Source organism: Pseudomonas sp. JAI120 (assembly GCF_014207255.1).
Taxonomy (GTDB): domain Bacteria; phylum Pseudomonadota; class Gammaproteobacteria; order Pseudomonadales; family Pseudomonadaceae; genus Aquipseudomonas.
This window is the reverse complement of the sequence record NZ_JACHCZ010000004.1, coordinates 58,712-79,698: the sequence shown is the minus strand read 5'-3', so window position 1 is coordinate 79,698 and position 20,987 is coordinate 58,712. Positions and strand designations below refer to the sequence as shown.

The 20,987-nt window shown below is 62.6% G+C and carries 14 protein-coding genes; 6 read left to right on the top strand and 8 right to left on the bottom strand.

Annotated features, from left to right (window positions below):
* Positions 1 to 316 precede the first annotated feature (316 nt).
* The gene (locus HDC32_RS21390) at positions 317 to 8,179 is read left to right on the top strand and encodes a DUF4329 domain-containing protein (protein ID WP_184745378.1); all 7,863 of its coding nucleotides are present in this window, start codon (positions 317 to 319) and stop codon (positions 8,177 to 8,179) included.
* 97 nt (positions 8,180 to 8,276) lie between these two features.
* On the opposite strand, the gene HDC32_RS21385 is transcribed toward HDC32_RS21390, so the two are convergent.
* The 6 genes from HDC32_RS21385 to HDC32_RS21360 all read right to left on the bottom strand — a co-directional run bounded on the left by HDC32_RS21385 (position 8,277) and on the right by HDC32_RS21360 (position 13,800).
* Entirely contained in the window at positions 8,277 to 9,659 is a 1,383-nt protein-coding gene (locus HDC32_RS21385) for a PepSY domain-containing protein (RefSeq protein WP_184745376.1), read from the bottom strand.
* A gap of 117 nt (positions 9,660 to 9,776) precedes the next feature.
* A complete protein-coding gene (locus HDC32_RS21380) occupies positions 9,777 to 11,837 on the bottom strand; it encodes a TonB-dependent copper receptor (RefSeq protein WP_184745374.1) in 2,061 nt (686 codons plus the stop codon).
* Between the two features lie 93 nt (positions 11,838 to 11,930).
* Positions 11,931 to 12,332: a DUF2946 domain-containing protein gene (locus HDC32_RS21375; protein ID WP_167655533.1), complete on the bottom strand. Its 402-nt coding sequence runs from the start codon at positions 12,330 to 12,332 to the stop codon at positions 11,931 to 11,933.
* 10 nt (positions 12,333 to 12,342) lie between these two features.
* Positions 12,343 to 12,825 carry a copper chaperone PCu(A)C gene (locus HDC32_RS21370; protein ID WP_184745372.1) on the bottom strand — a complete coding sequence of 161 codons (483 nt, stop codon included), beginning with the start codon at positions 12,823 to 12,825 and terminating at the stop codon, positions 12,343 to 12,345.
* A gap of 47 nt (positions 12,826 to 12,872) precedes the next feature.
* Positions 12,873 to 13,268, bottom strand: coding sequence for a DUF2946 domain-containing protein (locus HDC32_RS21365; RefSeq protein ID WP_184745370.1), 396 nt, complete (start codon positions 13,266 to 13,268; stop codon positions 12,873 to 12,875).
* Positions 13,269 to 13,443: 175 nt separating this feature from the next.
* Complete coding sequence (locus HDC32_RS21360; protein ID WP_184745368.1) at positions 13,444 to 13,800, bottom strand: DNA-binding protein; 357 nt, start codon at positions 13,798 to 13,800, stop codon at positions 13,444 to 13,446.
* A 434-nt stretch (positions 13,801 to 14,234) separates the two neighbouring features.
* On the opposite strand from HDC32_RS21360, the gene HDC32_RS21355 reads away from it, so the two are divergent.
* Entirely contained in the window at positions 14,235 to 14,486 is a 252-nt protein-coding gene (locus HDC32_RS21355) for a DUF6124 family protein (protein ID WP_145336061.1), read from the top strand.
* Between the two features lie 57 nt (positions 14,487 to 14,543).
* On the opposite strand, the gene HDC32_RS21350 is transcribed toward HDC32_RS21355, so the two are convergent.
* Both HDC32_RS21350 and cbiE read right to left on the bottom strand, forming a co-directional pair.
* Complete coding sequence (locus tag HDC32_RS21350; RefSeq protein ID WP_122309259.1) at positions 14,544 to 15,263, bottom strand: cobalt-precorrin-6A reductase; 720 nt, start codon at positions 15,261 to 15,263, stop codon at positions 14,544 to 14,546.
* Positions 15,260 to 16,465 carry a precorrin-6y C5,15-methyltransferase (decarboxylating) subunit CbiE gene (gene cbiE / locus HDC32_RS21345; protein ID WP_184745366.1) on the bottom strand — a complete coding sequence of 402 codons (1,206 nt, stop codon included), beginning with the start codon at positions 16,463 to 16,465 and terminating at the stop codon, positions 15,260 to 15,262. The genes HDC32_RS21350 and cbiE overlap by 4 nt, the downstream gene beginning before the upstream one ends.
* A 38-nt stretch (positions 16,466 to 16,503) precedes the next feature.
* Between cbiE and cobG the strand changes: the two genes are divergently transcribed.
* The 4 genes from cobG to cobJ are packed head-to-tail and all read left to right on the top strand — an operon-like array spanning position 16,504 to position 20,837.
* Positions 16,504 to 17,850, top strand: coding sequence for a precorrin-3B synthase (gene cobG, locus HDC32_RS21340; protein ID WP_184745364.1), 1,347 nt, complete (start codon positions 16,504 to 16,506; stop codon positions 17,848 to 17,850).
* Positions 17,843 to 18,469, top strand: a complete 627-nt coding sequence (locus HDC32_RS21335; protein WP_131696719.1) for a precorrin-8X methylmutase — start codon at positions 17,843 to 17,845, stop codon at positions 18,467 to 18,469. Before cobG ends, HDC32_RS21335 begins: the two co-directional genes overlap by 8 nt.
* A complete protein-coding gene (locus HDC32_RS21330; RefSeq protein WP_131696718.1) occupies positions 18,469 to 19,200 on the top strand; it encodes a precorrin-2 C(20)-methyltransferase in 732 nt (243 codons plus the stop codon). Before HDC32_RS21335 ends, HDC32_RS21330 begins: the two co-directional genes overlap by 1 nt.
* Positions 19,200 to 20,837 (top strand): precorrin-3B C(17)-methyltransferase, encoded by a 1,638-nt coding sequence (gene cobJ / locus HDC32_RS21325; protein WP_145336069.1) that lies wholly within the window; start codon positions 19,200 to 19,202, stop codon positions 20,835 to 20,837. Before HDC32_RS21330 ends, cobJ begins: the two co-directional genes overlap by 1 nt.
* Positions 20,838 to 20,987: the final 150 nt, after the last annotated feature.

Genomic DNA, 20,987 nt, shown 5'->3' with positions numbered 1-20,987 from the left:
GCGGTCTCCGTAAACGTTTAGTTTTTTTTGATAGGCCGATGTGAACGCTGAACAGGTACTAGCAAAGGATGTGCCCGATGGCGAAATGCCCGGTTTTACTGGAGAAAAAGCCCGGCAGCGGTTGTGCGCGCACCAATAGCGGGCAGGCACGCATAGGCGGTGCAGACGGTGCGCCTAAAGAGTGCTGCGCCCCCAGAAAACTGGATAACTATGCAGTGCCCTCGCTGTGATCCAAGCGAGGACGCTGTTGGGTGGCTGGCGTTCTGCAGGCCCGGTGCGGGTGAGCACCGACAATGAGCGTGATCAAGGAAGTGTCATGGAAGAGTATTTACCCAGAGAAAAACGAGCGGCCGCCTCGGCGGTGAGAGGTATTCAGTACAAGCTCAGTCCTGCATTTATCAGTGCCGACGATGCCGCGCGTTATGTGCACGCGCGCATCGGCAACAAGCGTGACAAGGAATACGGCAGCGTCATTCTCCAGCGCTTGGCGGATAACAAGGTCTTTGCCACCGAGCCGATTCCCGGCAAGGCGGTGACCTTCGATTTTTCATTGCTGCTGGCGCGTGGGGCGCGCAACGAGTTTCTCGCCCCGACGGGTTATAAACTGGTGGGCGGGGTGCACTCCCACCCTGAGCAATTTGCCGATTTGAAGGCGAAGAACCCACGGTTCCGCGATCTTCAGGTGCGTATTTTCAACAGTTTTTTTTCTGAGCGGGACGTTGTCTTCAATCACTATGAAGGGCGCGCGTTTGGCGCTGCCTACCTGTCGGGCCCCAATGGTGTACTGCTCAAGTACCTGCCCAGCTTCTCCGAAGCCGAGCGCAGGTTTGTCGATTGGATCGATAACGTCAGCACCGCCGTGCCTGAGGATGGGCACGACGGCTCGCTGGAAGGTTTCATCAAGAAGGTGGCGTCTTTAGGGCGCCTGTCATTGTTGGTCGCCAACGCGGATTGGGGCGGCGTCAGTGGCATCATCGATCATCTCTGGCAGCCTTACCTGCCCTTGAAGGCAGGGCGTGAGACGATTGCGTGTGGCGGGCTCTACCCTGATGTGACGCGGGCACTGAATGCTGCGCAGGCCCGCATGAGGCGCACGCCCAACGTGCACCAGATGGCAATGGTGCTCAAACATGAGCTGCGTGATGAGTTCGTCGCTACCCAGGCTTTTTCCCTCGACGGCGCCGCGCAATTGCCGGCCGATAACCAGCTGCCGTTGCTCGCGGGCGGGCCGTTGTTGCCGGAGGGCTTTCACCTGCATGGGTTCTTCTATTTGTCGCGGCCGGTGCCGGCGCTGTTCCCCACGATAGAACCCTGGCTGTACCAGCAGTTCTTCAGCCCCGAGGAGCTGGCAGCCTACATCGCCACATCCCGTCGCTACCTGCATGCGTCGCCGTCTGTGCTGGGTATCTCGTTGTACCTGCGCACCCGGGACAATGCGCTGTTGCGCTACCGGTTCAGTGGCTCGCCGGCGGAAACCCGATTGCTCGGTACTGAGCAGGCAGACCTTCAGCAGGCGTTGACCCCGCGTCAGTTTGTGGCGCGGGTGGCCGAAGCCGGTGAGTTGAGCGTCGAGCAGACCAGCCCGCTGTGGGATGTGGAAGGTGTGGTCGAGAGTGGCTGGGTACCCTATGCAACCTTCCCGTTCAAAAAACCAACGCTGGGCCAATCGTTTTCGTCGGCCGACAAGGCGGCGCGGTTCGCCCATGCGCAGGTGGGCGCCCGGCGTGAGCGTGAATATGGGGCGCTGATACTCAAGCATCCCGACCAGCATTACGTGTTGACCGAACTGCTGGAAACGGGTGCCAACCCTTTTGGGTTCGAGGGTTTCTTTCCCTGGGACACCTACAGCAAACAACTGGCACTGCCCGATGGTTACCAATTGCAGGGCTGGTTCGGCTCACACAGGGCGGTGTCGTCCGCGGACCTCGATAGCGCGTTCAAGATGAGGTGGACTCAGGACGATATCAGCGTCCACGCCCAGAGTTTCTCGGATGTCGAGGCATACCGTGTTCATCAGTTGCAAGTGCCGGGCTATCTCTCGGGCGCTGTGGACAGCCTGGTCGCGCTGGAACCCCAGGCGCCGGACCAGGCCGAGTTCTCCCGTTTTTTTGCGCCGGCGACCCAAGGCAGCTTGATTTCCAGGCAGATGGCGGACGGTACCTATAAGCCCGCCGATGTCGTACGCAAGCTGGCAGAGGTCAGCCGATTGCGGGTTGTGCTGGGCAATGGGTTATGGGGGGCGGCCGGCGTTGTCGACCGACACTGGAAACCCTTTGCGGCAGTACCGCCGCCCAAATCCCGGCCGGGCGGCGTCGACAGGGTGGTGACCCTGCCGACCTTGAGTCCGGCGTTTATTTCGCCGGATGACGCGGCGCTCTGGGCCCACCGACGTATCGGGGCGCGACGCGAACGAGAGTACGGCGGGGTGATTCTGCAAAACCCTGGCGGCTATTTTTTCGCCACCGAACCGGTGCATGGCAAAGAGCTTGAGTTCGATGTGCGCGAGGTGTTGAGCACCCATGCCGATGGCAGCTTCTTGTCGATCCCTGGGTATCAGCGGGCTGCGCTCTACCATTCCCACCCGGCGGACCATGACGTGGTAGCGAGCAGCAATCCGAATTTTTCCCCTCAGCAGGTGAAAGCACACCTGAATTTTTTCTCCACGTGGGACGCCGCCGCCGACATCGTCTGGCAAAAAAACTTCGCGCTTTCGTACGTGTCCGGGCCGGATAACTCACTGATTCGCTATCGACCCAGTGGCACATTTGCGGAAAAACAGTACGCCAAGTGGCTGTTGGGAGAAATTGCCGATGGCCCTTTCGGCAGCGATGGGACGCTGGAGGGTTTCATAAAAAAAATGCAGATGCTGGGAGAACTGAGTTTTGTCACCGCCAGCGCCCTGTGGGGCGGTTCTCGAGGCGTGGTGCCGGCAAACTGGCAACCCTACCAGGCATTCGCACACACGCCGACGGGGATGCGGCCTTTGCTGTCTGCCGTATGCACCGCGCCCACCGATGCCATCCAGGCTGCCGTGGAGGGCTTGCCTGCCAGTCAGGACACCTGGCGCATCGGCCTGATCCTCAAGCGTAGTGGCCAGCCGGAATACCTGGCGACCCCAGCGCTGGGCACTCAGCAACCGCGGTTCTCCATGACGGACTTTCTGATGTGGAACCAGGACGGTCGTTATGTACTGCCTGACGGGTTTGTCATCGAAGGGTTTTACTGCGACGCGCCCCCGGCGCGATCCCGGGTACCGGAGGCACAGCCGTGGCTGTATCGCAGCTTTTTCCCGGCGTTGGGGTTGGCGACGGCGGCGCAGCAGGCGCGTCTGATCCCCAGTGAGCAAGTGGCGGAGCAGGGCGTGAGTCTTTATCTACGGGCCCCGGACGACGCGGTGCTTGCGTACCGGTTTTCCTATTCGCAGAAGGAGGCTGGCCTTTATCGCGTCCAAGGCACCACGGTGGACGATCACGGATTTGAAAGCGCGCTGTTGACGGGTGTGCTGACCCCGCAGGCTTACGTCCACAAGGTGGCAATGGCCGGGACGCTGCAGGTGCTCAGTACCAGCCGGATCTGGGACCAGGCCGGGGAGGTGGTGGATAACTGGCGGCCTTTTTCGAACATTCCCGAACCGGTGGTCGGCCCCGCCTTTGCCTTGCCCGATGACGCCGCCTACTGGGCTCACACCAGTATTGGCGAGCGGCGGGACAAGGAGTACGGCGGCGCGATCCTCAAGCGCGATAACCACTATTTCGCCACGGTGCCGGTTGCGGGTGACGAGGTGCGGTTCGACTTCCAGCGTATCCTGGCCACCGATGATCAGGGGCACTTCATCGCCCCGGCTTCTTATGAGTGCCAGGGTCTCTATCATTCCCACCCCGCCGACACCGGCGAGGTGAAGCAGCACAATCCCAGCTTCAACCTGGACCAGGTGGCGCTGTTCACCAGCTTCTTCTCGAATGCCGATCAGGTGTTTGCCCTGACCCACCGTGATTTCACTCCGGTGCATTATCTGTCCGGGCCTGATGGCTCGTTGCTCAAGTACACCTGCAGTGGTTCGAACGAAGAGCAAGTGTTATTGCGACAGATGACCGGGGCCGAGCCAGTGGTGCCGTTCACGGCGTTTGAAGGTGCCGTGTGGAACCTGGCGCAAGCCGGAGACTTGCGGGTGGTGGTCGCCAACAAAGTGTGGGGAGGGATTCGTGGTCGCGTGGTAAAGGGCTGGACGCTGGGCAGCCCGGTCAGCCGTGAGGCCACGGTGCAGGACCAGCCGTTTTTTAGCCCTCAGACCAGCATGGGGCACACCGCTGTGTTGGTCGCCCTGAACAGTCGCGATCTATCGGGGCGTGCCGCCGTGGGGTTTGTACTCAAGCACCGAACGGCCCCGAGTTATATCGCCACGTTGCCGGCGGCTCCGGGCACCACCTTGGGCAGCTTGTTTCCTGTGCGTGAAAACGGCCAGCCGAAGCTGGTATCGAACTACCGCCTGGTGGGGCTCTATTACGCGAACTCGGCCCAGGCACCGCAGAAACTGCCGCCCGAGGACGCGTGGCTGTATAAGCGCTTTGCGTCGCCAGCGCTGCTGGTGGATGTGATGACGCAGTCGCTGGCCACCACAGGTATCCAGATCGCCTCCCTCGGGCTCAAGCTCTACCTGCGAACCGCTGACAATGCCTTGCTGCACTGGCAGGTCCCGAGTGCCGAGTCCGCCCACGAGCTGTTTACCCTCGACGGCCAAACCGTCACCGACAAAGGCAATGAAGCGGCGTTGCTCGACGGCTCGCTGTCACCCCGGGATTTTGTTCGCCGGGTGGCCCGTGCCGGCGACCTGGTGGTGGTTCAGCGAGGCGGGCTCTGGAGCACGCTGGGGCCGGTGCATGACAGCGAGGCATTACCACTGGGCTCGACTGCAGTGTCACTGAGTGCCGCGTTCCTCACCGCCGATGATGCCGCACGCCATGCCCACGAGAAGATCGGCTTTCGCCGGGGAACCGCCTATGGCGGTTATATCCTCAAGGGCACAACGGGGCGATTTGTGTTCACCGAGCCCATGATCATTCACGGCGATGGATTCGCCACCGACCTGCTGACACCCATCGTGGGCAATGGGGCACTGGTGCCCCCCGCAGGCTACCGGATTCATGCGCGCTATGCCTCCCACGCGGCGTTGTCTGCGGGTGATCGGGAACGCCAGCAGCGATTGAAATGGACGCTGACCGACCTGGAGGTCAACACCACGTTGTTCTCGGATGTGGAGATCCGCTCGGTGATTCAGTCGCGGTTGCCGGCCTATTTGAGCGGTTCGCCCAATAACCTGATCAGCTACACCCCCAGTGGCTCGGACAGGGAGTTGCTGGTACAGAGCAATACCACCCGCGAGCCGGGCAAAAATGGCTATTTCGAGCGGCTGGAGTCGGGCGCGCTAAAACCCGTGGACATCGTTACCCGGCTGGCCGATGCGGGCAGTCTGCAGGTGCTTGTGCAGAGCCCCCTGTGGGGCCCGCGCGGCAGGGTCTACAACGACTGGACGCCGAACTTCGAGTACGCCGCCGCTGCGCTGCAAACCCCGGCGTTGGGTGCGGTCTTCAGCAGTCAGGACGCGGCCGCGATCAATGCCCATGTTCGCGGGTACGGCAGGAACCTGGATGCTCAAGGGTGTACCGCGTACATCCTCAAGCACCCGCAGGCGGATGAGTACGTGGTCAGCGAACTCTTACCCATGAGTACCAACGGGCGTTGGTTGAGCGACGCTTCCAGGGGGAGTGGCTACCTGGGGGGTGGAAGTTTTGTGCAAAATTTCGTGCTGGTGGGGCTGCTCTATTCACAGCAATGGCAACCCTCGGGATTACCGACCCTGGAGGCCTGGCTGACGCAGTTTTTTGTCACGCCCGAGGTGCTGTTGCGTGCCGAAGAAGATGCCCGGTACCTGCCTCGCGCGTCCACCAACGGTGCGCTGCCGGTCTACCTGTCGACCTTGGATGGCGCCCTGTTGCGTTACCAGCCCCAAGCTTCCACCCTGCTCAAGGCGCCAAGCGCTGACGAGGGCGTGACGATTGAAGGCATGAGCCTGCGCAATGGCGCGTTCGATACGCGCCGGTATATTTCACTGGTCGCCCGCGCCGGTGACCTGCGGGTGCTGTACAGCAGCCAGTGCTGGGACCGACGAGGCGCGGTGAGCCCCGGCACCGAACAATGGCGACCGTATGCCAATTTCATCCGCCGTCGTCTGGGCCCGGCGTTCCACGATCAGGACGATGCGGCACGCCATGCACGCTCGCTGCTCCAGAGTAACGGGTTGATGGGCGGCTTGATTCTCAAGCGTCCGGATGGTTTGTTCGTGACCACCGAACCCCTGAAAGTGCCTCGGGAAGACTTTGACCCCAAGTGGATTTTCCCTGACGAAGTGGTCAGTACCGGCGGCTTCCCGGGGGGCCATACCATTGTCGCGCGCTACCGCTCAAGCTCGCCTCGCGACCTGCCGTTTGCGCTGGAAGCCCGGCAGGAGAGCCTCTACCGCAACATGCTGTCCACCCGGGTGATTTCTGCGGCTCTCTCGGGCCAGGATGCCAGCCTGGTCCGCGAGTACCTGTTGGGCTCCGATGGTTGTGTACTGAGCTACACCCGCAGCCATACCACCCTGGAAGAACAACTGAAAAAGGACCTGGTGCCGCTGAACCGGGTCCGCGGGGACCGCTTGGAAAACCGCATCGAACGTCAGATTCGCACAGGCGAATTGACCCCCGCCGAGTTCGTCACCCGCCTGGGCAATGCCGGTGTATTGCGCGTGGTGGAGGGCAGCCAGGCCTGGGGGATCCCACGCAGGATAACCGGGGCGTTCGTTGCGGTTCAGGTCGAGCCGTTGATGATCAGAAACGCGCTGGCAGACCCGGCGTTCAGTCCGATCTTCACCCAGCAGAAGGATGCGGTGCGTTATGCCCATGAGCACCGCAGGCATGGCGAACACCTGCAATTCGGCTACATCTTCAAGTCGAAGAAAAACGGGCGCTACATGGCCAGCCTGCCCTTGGTACGCCAGAGCTATCGTGACTTTGGGCAAGTCTTTCCCCATGGCCTGCTCCCCCAGGACTATGGATTGGAGGGTTTCTATCTGTGTGCCAGCAACGAAACCCTGGCCCCCGTCGGTGATCCGCTGCGCCAGGCGTTCTTTTCTCCTACGGATATCGACACCGGCATCCGCTTCGCCTTGCAGGGGGTGAAGGACAAGCAACTGGCGTTTTACCTGTCGTGCCAGGACGGAGCCTTGCTTCAGTATCAGTACCAGGGCACCGATGCTCAACTGGACAGTTGGGGGCGACTGGTCGAGCTTCGGCAGCAGTTGCGCGATGGCGTGAGGACGGTGCTCAGTTACGTGCATGACCTTATCGCAATCGGCCAGTTGGACACCCTTGTGCCGGGGCGAATCTGGACCACGCGCAATCGTATCGATCAGTTCTGGCAGCCTGGCGTAGCCGAGATCTTTGTCCCACCGTGGGCGGCGGCCTGTGGGCCGGTGTTTTCCCACGGCGATGACGCCGTGCGCGACCTCAAGCGCCGACTGTCGCCCTATCAGAGTCAGCAGTACCTCTCTGCGGTGCTTGCCAATGGCGGGGGGGCTTCGTTCCTGGCCACGTTGCCGGTCGCCGCAGGGCTTGCCGAGTCGCTGATTCTGCGCTTGTTCTACAGCGGGCCCCAGGGTGCGGTCCAACCGGCGGTGCCACCTGCACCCATGCCGGACTTCCCGTCAGGCTACGCTGTTGCAGGCGTTCACCTGTTGTTCAGCAGCATGCCGGCCACGGACAGCCGTGAAGCCAGGGACCAAGCCCTGATCCGCAACTTTGTGGCACCGTCCTCCGTGAGCTATTTCATTCGCGTATTACGGGGCGGCACTCGTCAGCCCGCGGCGCTGTACCTGTCGTGTCTGGGCGGTGGGTTATTGAAGTATCTGCCGAGCTTTTCGCCTCAGGAAAGCCAGGTGCTGGTGGCGGGTCCGAACGTGTATCCCAGCGTTTTTCTGAAGGGATTGGTCAAGGTCGGGAAGCTGTTTGTCCTGGATAAGGATGATTTCTGGATGAACGAAGGGCAGTTGTCTGAACAACAACTGGAGCGTTCCAATGGCCCGGAAATCGAGGGCCCGGAAGAGGATGAACCGCTGAGCATTCGTGACCGCGATGAGCTGTAAGCGTTAGCGCGTCAGGCCGATAAAGCACAGACCACGGGGCGACAGCGAGAGGGTGCTGTCGCCCCGTGGTGTTCAGTGCGAGGGCATCTCACCTGGTTCATGTCGAACCTGTGGTGGGTTGACGTTGCGTAAACAGCCGCGACAACACCAGGCGATCCAGCGCCCAGACCACGATCAACGAGGCGCCCACCAGCGGGAAAATGATCGCCAGCCCGAGCATGATCACCATCGCGGTTTTCCACTTCGGCAGGTCGTGACGCAACGGCGGAACACCCAGGCCGCCCTGGGGACGGCGCTTCCACCAGATCACCACACCGCTTACGGCGCTGAGCAGGATCATCAGGCAGATCAGCAGCACGATCAGTTGGTTCACCCAGCCGAACATCTTGCCCTCGTGCAGCATTACGCCGGTCTCGGTGGCCCGCGCCACGGTGTTGTAGTGCGCCCAGCGCACATCGGCGAGGACTTTGCCGGTGTATTGGTCCACGTGCAGCGTGGCGTCGTTGCGCGGGTCGTCGGCGAACACGGCGATAGTGAACACGCCCTCGGCGGTGGTGGGGACGGTGATGCTGTAGCCGGGCTCGACCTTGCGTGCGGTGGCCAGGTCGACCACGTGTTGCAGGCTGACGGTGGGGGCTGCGGGAGCGGCGTGCATGGCGCCGTGCTTCATGTGTTCGGCATGATCGCCGGACATCGGCATCGGCGTATTTTCCATGGCCCAGGGCACGGTCTGTTGCGTCGCGGTATTGAGCACGCGCGCCTGTTGGTCGGACTGCGGCACGTTGTTCCACATCGCCGCCGGGAAGGTGTTCCACAGGTCGGCGTATTGCTTGCCCCAGAAGCCGGTCCAGGTCATGCCGCTGAGCAGCATCACCAGCAAAAACGCCGCGCCCCAGAAACCTGCGACGGCATGCAGATCACGCCAGAACACGCGGCCACGGGTATTGAAACGTGGCCACAGCACGCCGGCCGACGTTTTTCCGCGCGGCCACCACAGGTACAGGCCGGACACCACCAGCATCACACCCCAACCGGCAGCGAGTTCCACCAGGCGATCGCCGACGGTGCCGATCATCAACTCGCCGTGCAGGGCGCGGGCAATGGCTTGCAGGTTTTTTTTCGCATCCTGCTCACCGAGTACGGTGCCGCGATAGGGGTCGACGAACACCGTCACTTCGCGACCACCGTCGTGCATCACGAACTGCGCGCTGCTGGTGGCGTCGACGGGTGGCAGGTACTTGCTGATCTTGCCCTGGGGAAAGGCCGCCTGGGCACGTTGCAACTGTTCGTCGGCACTCAGTGCGTGCTCGGCGCTTTGCACCTTGAGCAGGTCGCCGTACATCAGCGGGTCGAGTTGGGGCTTGAACAGGTAAATGATGCCGGTCAGGGCCAGCAGTACCATGAAAGGGGCGACGAAGAGGCCGGCGTAGAAGTGCCAGCGCCAGGCCAGGTTGTAGAAGGAAACTTTTTGAGTGGTCATCAGGAATGCTCCGCAAAGCTTAATTTTTTGTCGTTGGTCAGGCCGCCATCGGAGGCAAGCCCCCTCCCACATGTGGAATGCATTCCAACTGTGGGAGGGGGCTTGCCCCCGATGCTTTTAGAAGCTCATGTCCACCTTGGTCCACAGAGTGCGACCTGGCTCCTTGATGGCCTGCGGGTCGTTGGCCGGGTAGCCGAACCCGGCGTTGCCGGCCAGGTTCAAGTGCTCGGCGTAGGCTTTGCCGAACAGGTTGTCGACGCCGGTGCTGACCTTGAAGTTTTTGTTGATGCGATACGCGCCATTCAGCGAGAACACGCCAAAGCCGCCACTCTTGTCGTAGTCCTTGCCGACCACGTTGCCCTTGTTCTGGTCGATGCGGTTTTGCGCTGCCACCACCCGCCACAGGGCGCCGACGCTCCAGTCGTCCTCGCTGTAGGTCAGGCCGAAACGTGCATCCAGCGGCGGCATTTGCGGCAGGGCCTTGCCGTCGCTGCTGTTCTTGCCCCAGGCGTAGGCGAGGGTGGCGTCGGCCTTCCAGTGTTGCGTCAGCGTGTAGGCCGCGCCCAGTTCGCCGCCCATGATGCGCGCGTCTACATTGCGCGCCTGGGAGGTGGTGCCCATCATCCCCGGCCGGTAGTCGAACAGGATGAAGTCACGCACCTGGCCGACGTAGCCCGAGGCCCAGGCTTCGAGGTTGTCGGCTTTGTACTGCGCACCGAAGTCGAGCTGGGTGGTTTTCTCCGGCTTCACGCCGTCGAAGGCGTTGACTGCACCGGTGTTGGGCGAGAACAGCTCCCAGTAATCCGGAAAGCGTTCCGAGTGGCCCAGGCCGGCATAGAGCGTGGTCGGGCTGTCGGCCAGGTCGTGCTCGTAGCGCATAAAGCCCGAGGGCAGGGTATCGGCGCGGGTGTCGTCGGCGGTCGGGTTGGCGCGTGCGCTCATGCCGGAACCGGTGGTCTGGCGGAAGTCCTTGGCCGAGGCGCGGTCCAGGCGCGCGCCGGTGATCAGGCGGTCACGGTCGGCGGCGTACCAGGTGAGTTCGCCGAACACGCCGTAGTTGTGGAAGTTGGCGTCCTTGACCTTGGGCAAATCCTTGTAGGTGTCGATGCCCATGCTGCTGCGTTGGCGATGCTCGTTGGTCTGTGCATCCAGGCCGCTGATCAGTTGCACGTCGGCCCAACGCCAGGTGGCCTTGATGCGCGCGCCGAGGGTGCGGCGGTCGACGTTGGAGGCCATGGGCCCGGCCATCATCCCGGTGCCCGAGGGCGTGCGCAGGCTGTAGTTGTCCATCACGTGGTCGGCGTAGTTGTAGTAGACCTGGGCTTCGACCTTATCCAGCACTTCGCCGATATACGATTTCTCGAAGCGCAGGCCCAGGCTTTCGCGCAGGAACTGCGAGCCGTCCATGCCGCGCCCGGCGTAACGCGCTTCGCCGTCGCCACGGCCGGCGGTGAGCTCCAGCAGGGTGTCGGCATCCGGGGTGAAGCCGACGGCAACGTCGCCATTCCACTTGTCGTAACGCGAGGCGACGGTGTCGTTGTTGCCGTCCTTGTAGTCATCGGCATGGGCCTGGTTGCCGATTACCCGCACATAGCCCAGCGGCCCGCCAGCCGCGGCATCGATGGCCTTGTCGAAGCGCCCGTTGGAACCGGCCAATACACTGGCATTGAGCCGCGTGCCGAGTTCACCGAAGTGCTCCGGTTCGCGCTCGAACAGGACGGTGCCGGCCGACGCGCCCGGGCCCCAGAGTACGGTCTGCGGGCCTTTGATCACGGTGAGCTTGTCGTAGGTTTCCGGCGAAATGTACGAGGTCGGTGCATCCATCCTGCCGGGGCAGGCGCCGAGCATCATGCTGCCGTTGGTGAGGATGTTCAGGCGTGAGCCGAACATGCCGCGCAGCACCGGGTCGCCATTGGTGCCGCCGTTGCGTACCAGGGCGAAGCCGGGGATGGTCTTGAGGTAGTCGCCGCCATCGCTGGCGGGCACCGGTTGGCGCGGGTCTTTGGGGTTGGTAATCACGGTCAGCGGCGAGCTGGGCGCGATCGCGGTGATCACCGTGGGCGTCAGCTCATGTTCGGCGTGCTCATCGGCCTGAGCGTGGGGGGCGAGCAGGGCGCCGCATAGGGCAGCGAGCACAGAAGTACTTCCCAAACGGGAGTCAGCAGTAAACCTGGACATGACAAATTCCATCAATCAATCGTAAACAACACGGCCAGCAGCCTGCGGCTGTCTGTCTAAAGTCGGCCGGGGTGAAGTAACGGTGTCAGGTGCTTACGAGGCGATGGGCGGGGCGCGGCTGCGCGCGCCGGGGAAAATGCTCTGCCGGGCATGGCCCAGGCGCGGGTTGGGGGTGAGGGCATTGGCCGGCGGCGGGGTACCGATGGCCACGAATGACACGCTGCCAGGCAGGGCCGGGCAACTGTACAGCAGGTCGCAATAACCGCACTTGGACCAGAGCGCGTGATGTTCGTCGGGGGCTTTAGGGTGGTGGCCTTCGCCATGCTCGCCGGGCATGTCCATGGACATGTTCATCGACATACCGGCGTGATGATCCATCGGCATCGCTTGGGAAATCAGCGGACCGATAAAAATCATCAGCATGGCGAACAGGCTGATCCAACTGCCGCGCATCACGCGGCGGTGTGGAGATAACCTGGCGCGAGGGGCGCCCATCGAGGTTGGCTTACTGAGCGTGCATATGCTCGTGACCGGCCATCGGCGGCGCTTTCTGCACCGACACTTCCACTTCGACCTTGCCGGCTTTTTTGAAGGTCAGGGTCAGTGGGAATTGCTTGCCATCGGCCAGCAAGCTGCGGTCCTTGAGGCCCAGCAACATCACGTGATACGCCATGGGCGCGAAGGTCAGGTCACCCTTGGCCGGTACGGCAACGCTGGGGACTTGCTGCATCTTCATCAAGTCGCCCTGCATCACATGCTCATGCAGCTCGGCCTTGTCCGCCACCGGCGTGTCGGCACTGAGCAGGCGATCCGGGGTCGCGCCGGTGTTATGAATCACGAAATACGCGGCGACGGTCGGCGCATTCGGCGGCAACTCCTGGGACCAGGGATCGCTGACCAGCAGGTCGCCGGCCTTGTAGTCTTCGGCATTGGCAGCACTGAACACCGGCAGCAGCAACGCAGCCAGAAGCAGGGAAGATTTAAGCATGGCAGTTCTCCAGAACGGTTCTAAACGCAGTTCACTTGCGAAGACGATCAAACCGTTGGAGAGGCGCGGGGGTTAAGGCTCGGCCATTGCTGGCGCGGGGTGGGGGTTTGCAATGGGGGGTGTGGTTGACGCTGTACCGTCTCAAATCGCGTGAGATACAACTGCGGCACATGCCCCGGCAACGCCACCAACGGCGCCGAGCCGGAGCAACACCAGCAATGCTGCATGGTGGAATGATCGTCCTGCTGCGGCGCCGGGATTTCCAGCTTGCCCAGGGCAATGGTCTTCAGGCTGGCGCCATTGGACGAACAGAAACTGCCCCACAGCAATTGCTGCACGGGGTCCTTGGATTGTTGCATCGCACTGGCCATCGGCATGGCAAAGGCATTGAACAGCACTGCAAGGCAGGCGATCCAGGCAATTGCAAAGCGTTGACGGGCCATGGCGGACAATCCGTAGGGTTAAACGATCAGGCGGGTATTTAGCCTGATCGGGGGGGATAAGTAAAAAGTAGTGGTGTGGTTTGGTGTCGCAGTGCTGGGTTTGAGGATAGACGGGGAATCGAGGGGATGCCGATCTTCAAGTCAGAGCCCCTCCCACATTTTGGATTGTGTTTGGCTATTGCTTGGCGTTGAGCCTGCGAGTCGCGCGGGCAATGTCGGCTCGCGCCACTTTGATCAATGAGCCATCGCCTGGGTCTTCTTCAATACAGGCTTCAAGGAAAGCATCCATATCTTCTTGTGTGTGGAGATGGTCAGCAGCGTCGAAAACTGTGAACGTTGTCTTTCTGTCAGATAGGTATTGGGCTTTTTCCAGCCATTGGTTTAATCGAGCTGCGACTTCGGGTTCATCCAATTTTAGTTCGTCGGCCTCAAGGCTTAGCGCGTGCGCGAACTCTGGGTTCGCGATTATGTGCTCGATAATTGTGCTTTCAGCAGGTCGAGTCAGGTGCTGCGTACGGGGTTTGTTAGTCATGTGAACCTCATGTTTACGCCGTAGGACAAAGCGTCGAGGATCATCGCCAAGGGTATGCGGTTCTAGGTAGTCAGCGGGTTCCGTTACGCATGTAGGTAAATTCTCCTCGATCCGCCGCGCAGCCCGAATATGAATTCGTTCCACAGAAACTTCCGACAACTCTTTGAGGTTGCCGGTAGGAAACTCAATCTCTAGTCTCCGGACACCGCTGAAAACTCAGCGGACGGGCGTCGCGGCCCGGATTGATTAAGCATTGCCTCCTTTCAGTTGACGCTTTTTTATCGTCTACTGTGTGGCGCTATGGTGGCTGTGCGCGGGATACCTTCGGGTATGCCGGCTTCCTTAATCTCCGGTCCGCGAACCTGCGCACAGCTGCCACCCCCATCGCATCGCGGCGATCAGTGGCAGCTCCACTTAGATTAAGGAGCTTCACAATGATCAAACCCACCCCAAATCCCCCCGTCCGGCTGTTCACCGTGACAGATGGCATCAGCACCGAAGACCTACTGGTCAACCTCAGCGAAACACTCGCCTCGGCCAATGCGCTGAGCTGCGATCTGGCGTTTGACCTGGAAGGTTCGAAACGCGAGGAGTTGCTTGGCGTTGCGCAGTTGATCGAACTGGCGCAGTTGTTGGCTGATCGGGTACACCGCGGCGTTGGGCAGGTGTCCGCCGCGAGCAGCTAACAACGCAGTTCAAATGTGGGAGGGGGCTTGCCCCCTCCCACATTTGAACTGTGTTGTTCAGGGAGATTGGATGGCCTGTAAGACCGCCGCCACTGTGGCGAACTCCCGATCCACCACAGCCAATACCGGCCGCTTCAACACCAACACCGGCACCCCTCGTTCCCGCGCCACTTCCAGCTTCGGCTCGGTGGCGGTACTGCCACTGTTCTTGCTGATCAGCACATCAATCCCACGCCGTTCAAACAACGCGCGTTCATCTTCAAGCAGAAACGGCCCGCGCGCGCCAATCACTTCACACCGCTCATTCCCCGGATACACATCCAGCGCGCGCAGCGTCCAGAACTGCTCGGGCGGGATTTCATCAAGGTGCTGCAACGGCTCGCGGCCCAAGGTGAACAATGGACGCTTGAAGGGTTTCAAGGCCTCGATCAATTCAGCCCAGTCACTGACCTCTCGCCAGTCATCGCCGGCCTGCGGTTGCCACGCGGGGCGACGCAATGCCCAACACGGCACACCGCTCAACCGTGCAGCCTCGGCGGCATTGCGGCTGATCTGCGCCGCATACGGATGGGTCGCGTCGAGGATCAGGCTGACCTGTTCGTCGCGAACAAACTGCGCCAACCCTTCGGCACCACCATAACCGCCGACACGCACCTGGCAGGTGAGATCGGTCGGCACACGCCCCACACCCGCCAGGCTGTAGATATGCGCCGGCCCCAAGGTGCGCGCGATAGCCAGTGCTTCGGTCACACCGCCCAGCAGCAGGATGCGTTTCATCGCGACTTGACCACTTCCAGCAATGTGATCGGCAGCGCCTGGCGCCATGTATCGAACTCCCCCAACGGCTGCGCCTGGGCCACATGGATGCGCGTCAGTTCGCCGCCGTGTTCCGCGCGCCAGTTCATCAAGGTCATTTCACTTTGCAGGGTGACGGCATTGGCCACCAATCGACCGCCGGGGCGCAGGTGTTGCCAGCAGGTGTCGAGTACGCCGTCGCGGGTGACGCCGCCGCCGATGAAGATGGCGTCGGGTGCTGTAAGGCCGTGCAACGCGTCCGGGGCCTTGCCGCGAATCAGTTGCAAACCGGGCACGCCGAGGGCGTCGCGGTTGTGTTCAATAAGGCCCTGGCGGCCTTCGTCTGCTTCAATCGCCAATGCGCGGCAGCTCGGATGGGCGCGCATCCATTCGATACCGATGGAGCCACTGCCCGCGCCCACGTCCCACAGCAGTTCGCCGGGCATCGGGGCGAGGCGGGCTAGGGTCATGGCGCGGACGTCGCGCTTGGTCAATTGGCCGTCGTGCTGGAAGGCGGAATCGGGCAAGCCAGCGAGGCGCGACAGACGTGGTGTGTCGTTGGAAGCCAGGCAGTCGATGGCGACCAGGTTCAAATCGGCGACCGAGGCGTGTTGCCAATCCTCAGCCAAACCGTCGATGCGCCGCTCATCCGCGCCGCCCAGGTGTTCAAACACGGTCAATCGGCTGGGCCCAAACCCGGATTCAGCCAACAACGAAGCAATCAACGCGGGACTGCCGCCGTCATTACTCAGTACCAATAAACGCACACCTGTGGCCAGATGCGCATTGATCGCCGCCGCCGGCCGGGCCACTACGGACAGCGTCACCACCTCCTGCAACGGCCAGCCCAACCGCGCCGCCGCCAATGACACCGACGACGGCGCCGGCAAAATCAGCAGTTCTTCAGCCGCCACCTGCCGCGCCAGGCTGGCGCCCACGCCATAGAACATCGGATCGCCACTGGCCAGTACACACACAGGTTCGCCAAGTCGCGCCAGTACCGGCTCCAGGGAGAACGGGCTCGGCCACACCTGGCGCTCACCGCGAATACACACCGGCAACAGGTCCAACTGGCGCTGGCCACCTATAATCCGCGAAGCGCGCAACAGGGCATGCCGGGCATTCCTGCCCAGCCCCTTGAAGCCGTCTTCACCGATGCCTACAACCGTCAGCCAGGGCGACATATCAATTCCTTGAGCGACATCCGACGGGCAGGCTTTTCATGCCGCCGGACAAAGCAGGCATAATACCGCGCCTTTACCCGTCAACCGGTAGCCCCGTGAACCCAACGCCCGCTGTGAATACCTTGCGCCCCTCGGCTTGTCCGGGGTTGCTGCGTATCGTCCAGGCGTTGGATGGCGGCATTTGCCGGATCAAATTGGCCGGTGGCTCGATCAGCGCCGCCCAGGCCCATGCCGTGGCGGATGCGGCCCAGGCCTACGCGGGCGGGGTGATCGAGGCGACCAACCGCGCCAACCTGCAAATACGTGGGATCGGTGCCGAGCAAGACGCCTTGATTGCCATGCTGCTGGCCGCCGACCTGGGCCCGAGTAACGCTGCTGGCGACGACGTACGCAACCTGATGCTCAGCCCCAGCGCCGGTATCGATCCGCAGATGCTGTTCGACACCCGGCCGCTGGCCGAGCAGATCCTCGCCACCTTGCAAAATCATCCGCGTTTCCATGAGCTGTCGGCCAAGTTCGCCGTGCAACTGGATGGCGGCGAAGCCCTGGCGATGCTCGAACATCATCATGATCTGTGGCTGTCGGCGTTCGTACGCAATGGCGAGACGCTCCTCGCGTTCGGCCTGGCAGGGTGTCCAGGGCTGGATGCGCCGTTGGCCGCCGTGCCGCTGGAGCAGGGTCATGGGTTGGTGGTGGCGGTGCTGGAGGCGTTTCTTGACCTCGCCACCCCAGAGCAAACCCGCATGCGCCATCTGGCTGTGGATAAGTTGCTGAGCCGCCTCAGTCTCTCGCTGCTGCCGGTCGACGGCTTCAAACGCCCGCCCTGCGGCGCTTTGATGCACCTCGGGAGTTATCCACAGGCTCAGAAAAATCAATTCTACGTCGCTGCCATCGCACCCTTGGGGCGCCTGGATTCGACGATGCTCAAGGGCGTCGCGCAACTCGCCAACGAACATGGCGACGGCACATTGCGCTTCACCCCTTGGCAAGGTGTACTACTGCCCAACGTCGAAAAACCTCACGCCGTGACCCAACGCCTGAGGCAATTGGGCTTTCTCTGCTCAGTCGACCAACCCCTGGCGCAGATGATCGCCTGCACCGGCTCCAGCGGTTGCGCCAAGGCCCTCGCCGACACCAAGGCCGACGCCGTGCAACTGGCCGCGTTGCATCCCGGCCATGACGTGCACCTGTCCGGCTGCTCGCGCTCCTGCGCCGCCGCGCACGTTGCGCCGGTCACCTTGCTGGCGGTGAGCCCTGGCCACTACGACCTCTATTTTCGCGAGGCAGCCCACCCCGGTTTCGGCCGGCTGCACGCGCGCACTCTTTCCATTGAAGCGGCGGGCGCCTTGCTGCGCGCTCACCCACGGAGCAACACCGATGATTGATTACATCCGCGACGGTCAGGAGATCTATCGCAACTCCTTCGCCATTATTCGCGCTGAAGCCAACTTGGAGCGTATCCCGGCTGATTTGGAGAAACTCGCGGTGCGGGTGATTCATGCGTGCGGCATGGTCGAGGCCATCGACGGCCTGCAGTTCTCCGAAGGTGCGGGTAAGGCCGGGCGCGATGCGCTGGCCGCTGGCGCGCCGATTCTGTGTGATGCGCGGATGGTCTCCGAAGGCGTGACCCGTGCGCGCCTGCCCGCCAATAACCCAGTGATCTGCACCCTGCGCGACGACAGCGTGCCGGAGTTGGCGCGGGAGCTGGGCAACACCCGTTCCGCTGCCGCCCTGGAGTTGTGGCGTCCGCACCTGGCAGGCAGCGTGGTAGTGATCGGCAACGCGCCGACGGCGTTGTTCTACCTGCTCGAGATGCTGGATGCCGGTGCGCCGAAACCGGCGTTGATCCTCGGCTTCCCGGTCGGCTTTGTCGGCGCGGCCGAATCCAAGGCCATGCTGGCGGCGGACAGCCGTGGCGTACCGTTCGTGATCATGCAGGGCCGCCTGGGCGGCAGTGCCATGGCCGCCGCTGCGGTGAATGCGCTCGCCACGGAGGTCGAATAATGCCGGCACGCGGACGTTTGATCGGCCTGGGCGTCGGCCCTGGAGACCCGGAACTGATTACGGTCAAGGCCCTGCGCCTGCTGCGCGAATCACCGGTGGTGGCGTATTTCGTGGCCAAGGGCAAGAAGGGCAACGCCTTCGGCATCATCGAAGACCACCTGGTACCACAGCAAACCCTGATGCCGCTGGTGTACCCGGTGACCACCGAAGCGCTGCCGGCGCCGTTGTCCTATGAGCAAGTGATCAGCGACTTCTACGACACCGCCAGTGTCGATGTGGCTGTGCACCTGGACGCCGGTCGCGACGTGGCGGTGATCTGTGAGGGCGACCCGTTCTTCTACGGCTCCTATATGTATTTGCATGACCGTTTGGCCGAGCGCTACGAAGCCCAGGTCATCCCAGGCGTGTGCTCGATGCTCGGCGGTGCCTCCGTACTCGGCGCGCCGTTGGTGTATCGCAACCAGAGTCTCTCGGTGCTCTCGGGCGTGTTGCCTCACGAAGACCTCAAGCGCCGCCTGGCAGATGCCGACGCTGCGGTGATCATGAAGCTGGGGCGCAATTTCCCCAAGGTGCGCCAGGTACTCGAAGAGCTCGGCCTGGCCGAGCGCGCGCTGTATGTAGAACGCGCGACCATGGCCAACCAGAAAATCGTGCCGCTGGACCAGGTGCAGCCGATGTCTTCGCCGTACTTCTCGCTGATCATCGTGCCGGGTGAAAGGTGGCAAGGTTGATGAACCCGGCGATTGTCATTCTGGGCCAGGGCAGCCTGGCCACCGCGCGCAGGATTCAGCAGGCTTACCCTGGCGCACTGATCCACGGCCTGGCGGGTCGAGTTGAGGGTGCAGACCAGTCTTACAGCGAATTTGGCGCGACCCTGCGTCAGCTGTACCAGCAAGGCACGCCGCTGATTGCCCTGTGTGCGGCCGGCATCGTGATCCGCACACTGGCGCCGCTGCTGCTGGAGAAAGGCGAAGAACCCGCCGTGCTGGCCGTGGCGGAAGACGGCAGCGCCGTGGTGCCGTTGCTCGGTGGCCTGGGTGGTGTGAACGTCATGGCGCGGGACATCGCAGCGGTACTGGGCGTTGCTGCGGCGATCACCACCAGTGGCGAGCTGCGTTTCGGTACCTGCCTGCTCAACCCGCCGGCGGGTTATGAGCTGGCGGACCTGGAGCTGGGCAAGCGCTTCGTGTCCGACCTGCTGGCCGGCGAAAGCGTGCGTATCGAAGGTGCGGCGCCGTGGTTGGATCAGGCGAATTTGCCCCAGGACCAGCAGGCGCATTTAGCCATTCACGTGGGCAGTGCCGAGCGTGTGCCTGCCGCCAACGAGTTGCTGATCTATCCGAAGACTGTGTGCGTGACCTGCAGGCCGGGTGCGCAGTTGGCGGAGCGTGTCCGCACGGCGTTGCACGAGGCGGGCATCGCCGTGCAATCCCTGGCGTGCCTGTTGGCCAGCGATAGGCAGATGGCCGAAGCGTCGCTGCATGAAGCGGCGTTGCAGTTGGGGGTGCCGCTGCGGTTTGCCGACGTGGCGCCAAGTGCAGACATCGTCATCAGTGTTGCCGAGCAGCCTTTGGACCTGGCCCAGGTCGGTCGCCGCCGTGGTCGCCTTGCCGTGATCGGCCTGGGCCCTGGCGCCGCCGAGTTGATGGTGCCGGCGGTAAAGGCCGAACTCGCGCGCTGCACCGATGTGCTGGGCTACGAAACGTATGTGCGCATGGCCGGGCCGTTCCGTAACGACCAGGTGCAGCACTGCACCGATAACCGCGAAGAGATGCAACGCGCCCGCCATGCGTTTGAGCTGGCCGCCCAGGGCCGTTCGGTGGTGGTAGTGTCGTCCGGCGACCCCGGCGTCTTCGCCATGGCGGCGGCGGTGATCGAGGCGTTGCACGAGTCTGGCGATCCGGCGTGGCATCAGGTCGAGCTGGAAATCCTGCCGGGCGTCTCGGCCTCCCTGGCCACCGCCGCCCAGGCCGGTGCGCCGCTGGGCCATGACTTCTGCGTGATGTCGCTGTCGGACAACCTCAAACCCTGGTCGATTATCGAAAAGCGCCTGGACCTCGCGTCCCAGGCCGACCTGGCGCTGGCGTTCTACAACCCGATCTCGCGTTCGCGGCCTTGGCAGCTGGGGCGCGCCCTGGAAATCGTCGCGCAACACCGCACGCCTGAAACCCCGGTGGTGCTGGGCCGCGATATCGGTCGCCCCGGCCAGACCCTGCGCGTCACCACCCTGGGGCACCTCACGCCAGACCAGGTGGACATGCGCACCATGGTGCTGATCGGCTCATCCACCACCTGCACATTCCCTCGCGCCGGTGGCGGTGAATGGGTGTACACCCCGCGCTGGTACGGTGCCAAACCCGCCTCCTGAAAACGCCTGGGCGGCTGCACGAAAGCTCCGAATGACAATGGGTGGTTGCCTATTGTCGCTCGGGGCTTTTTCTTTTTTTGGCCACGAAAACCGGAGGGGTTCGAGGAGCGCCCCGTCATTGCTGGGCAGGGGTTTTTGCCGTGTGCCGGC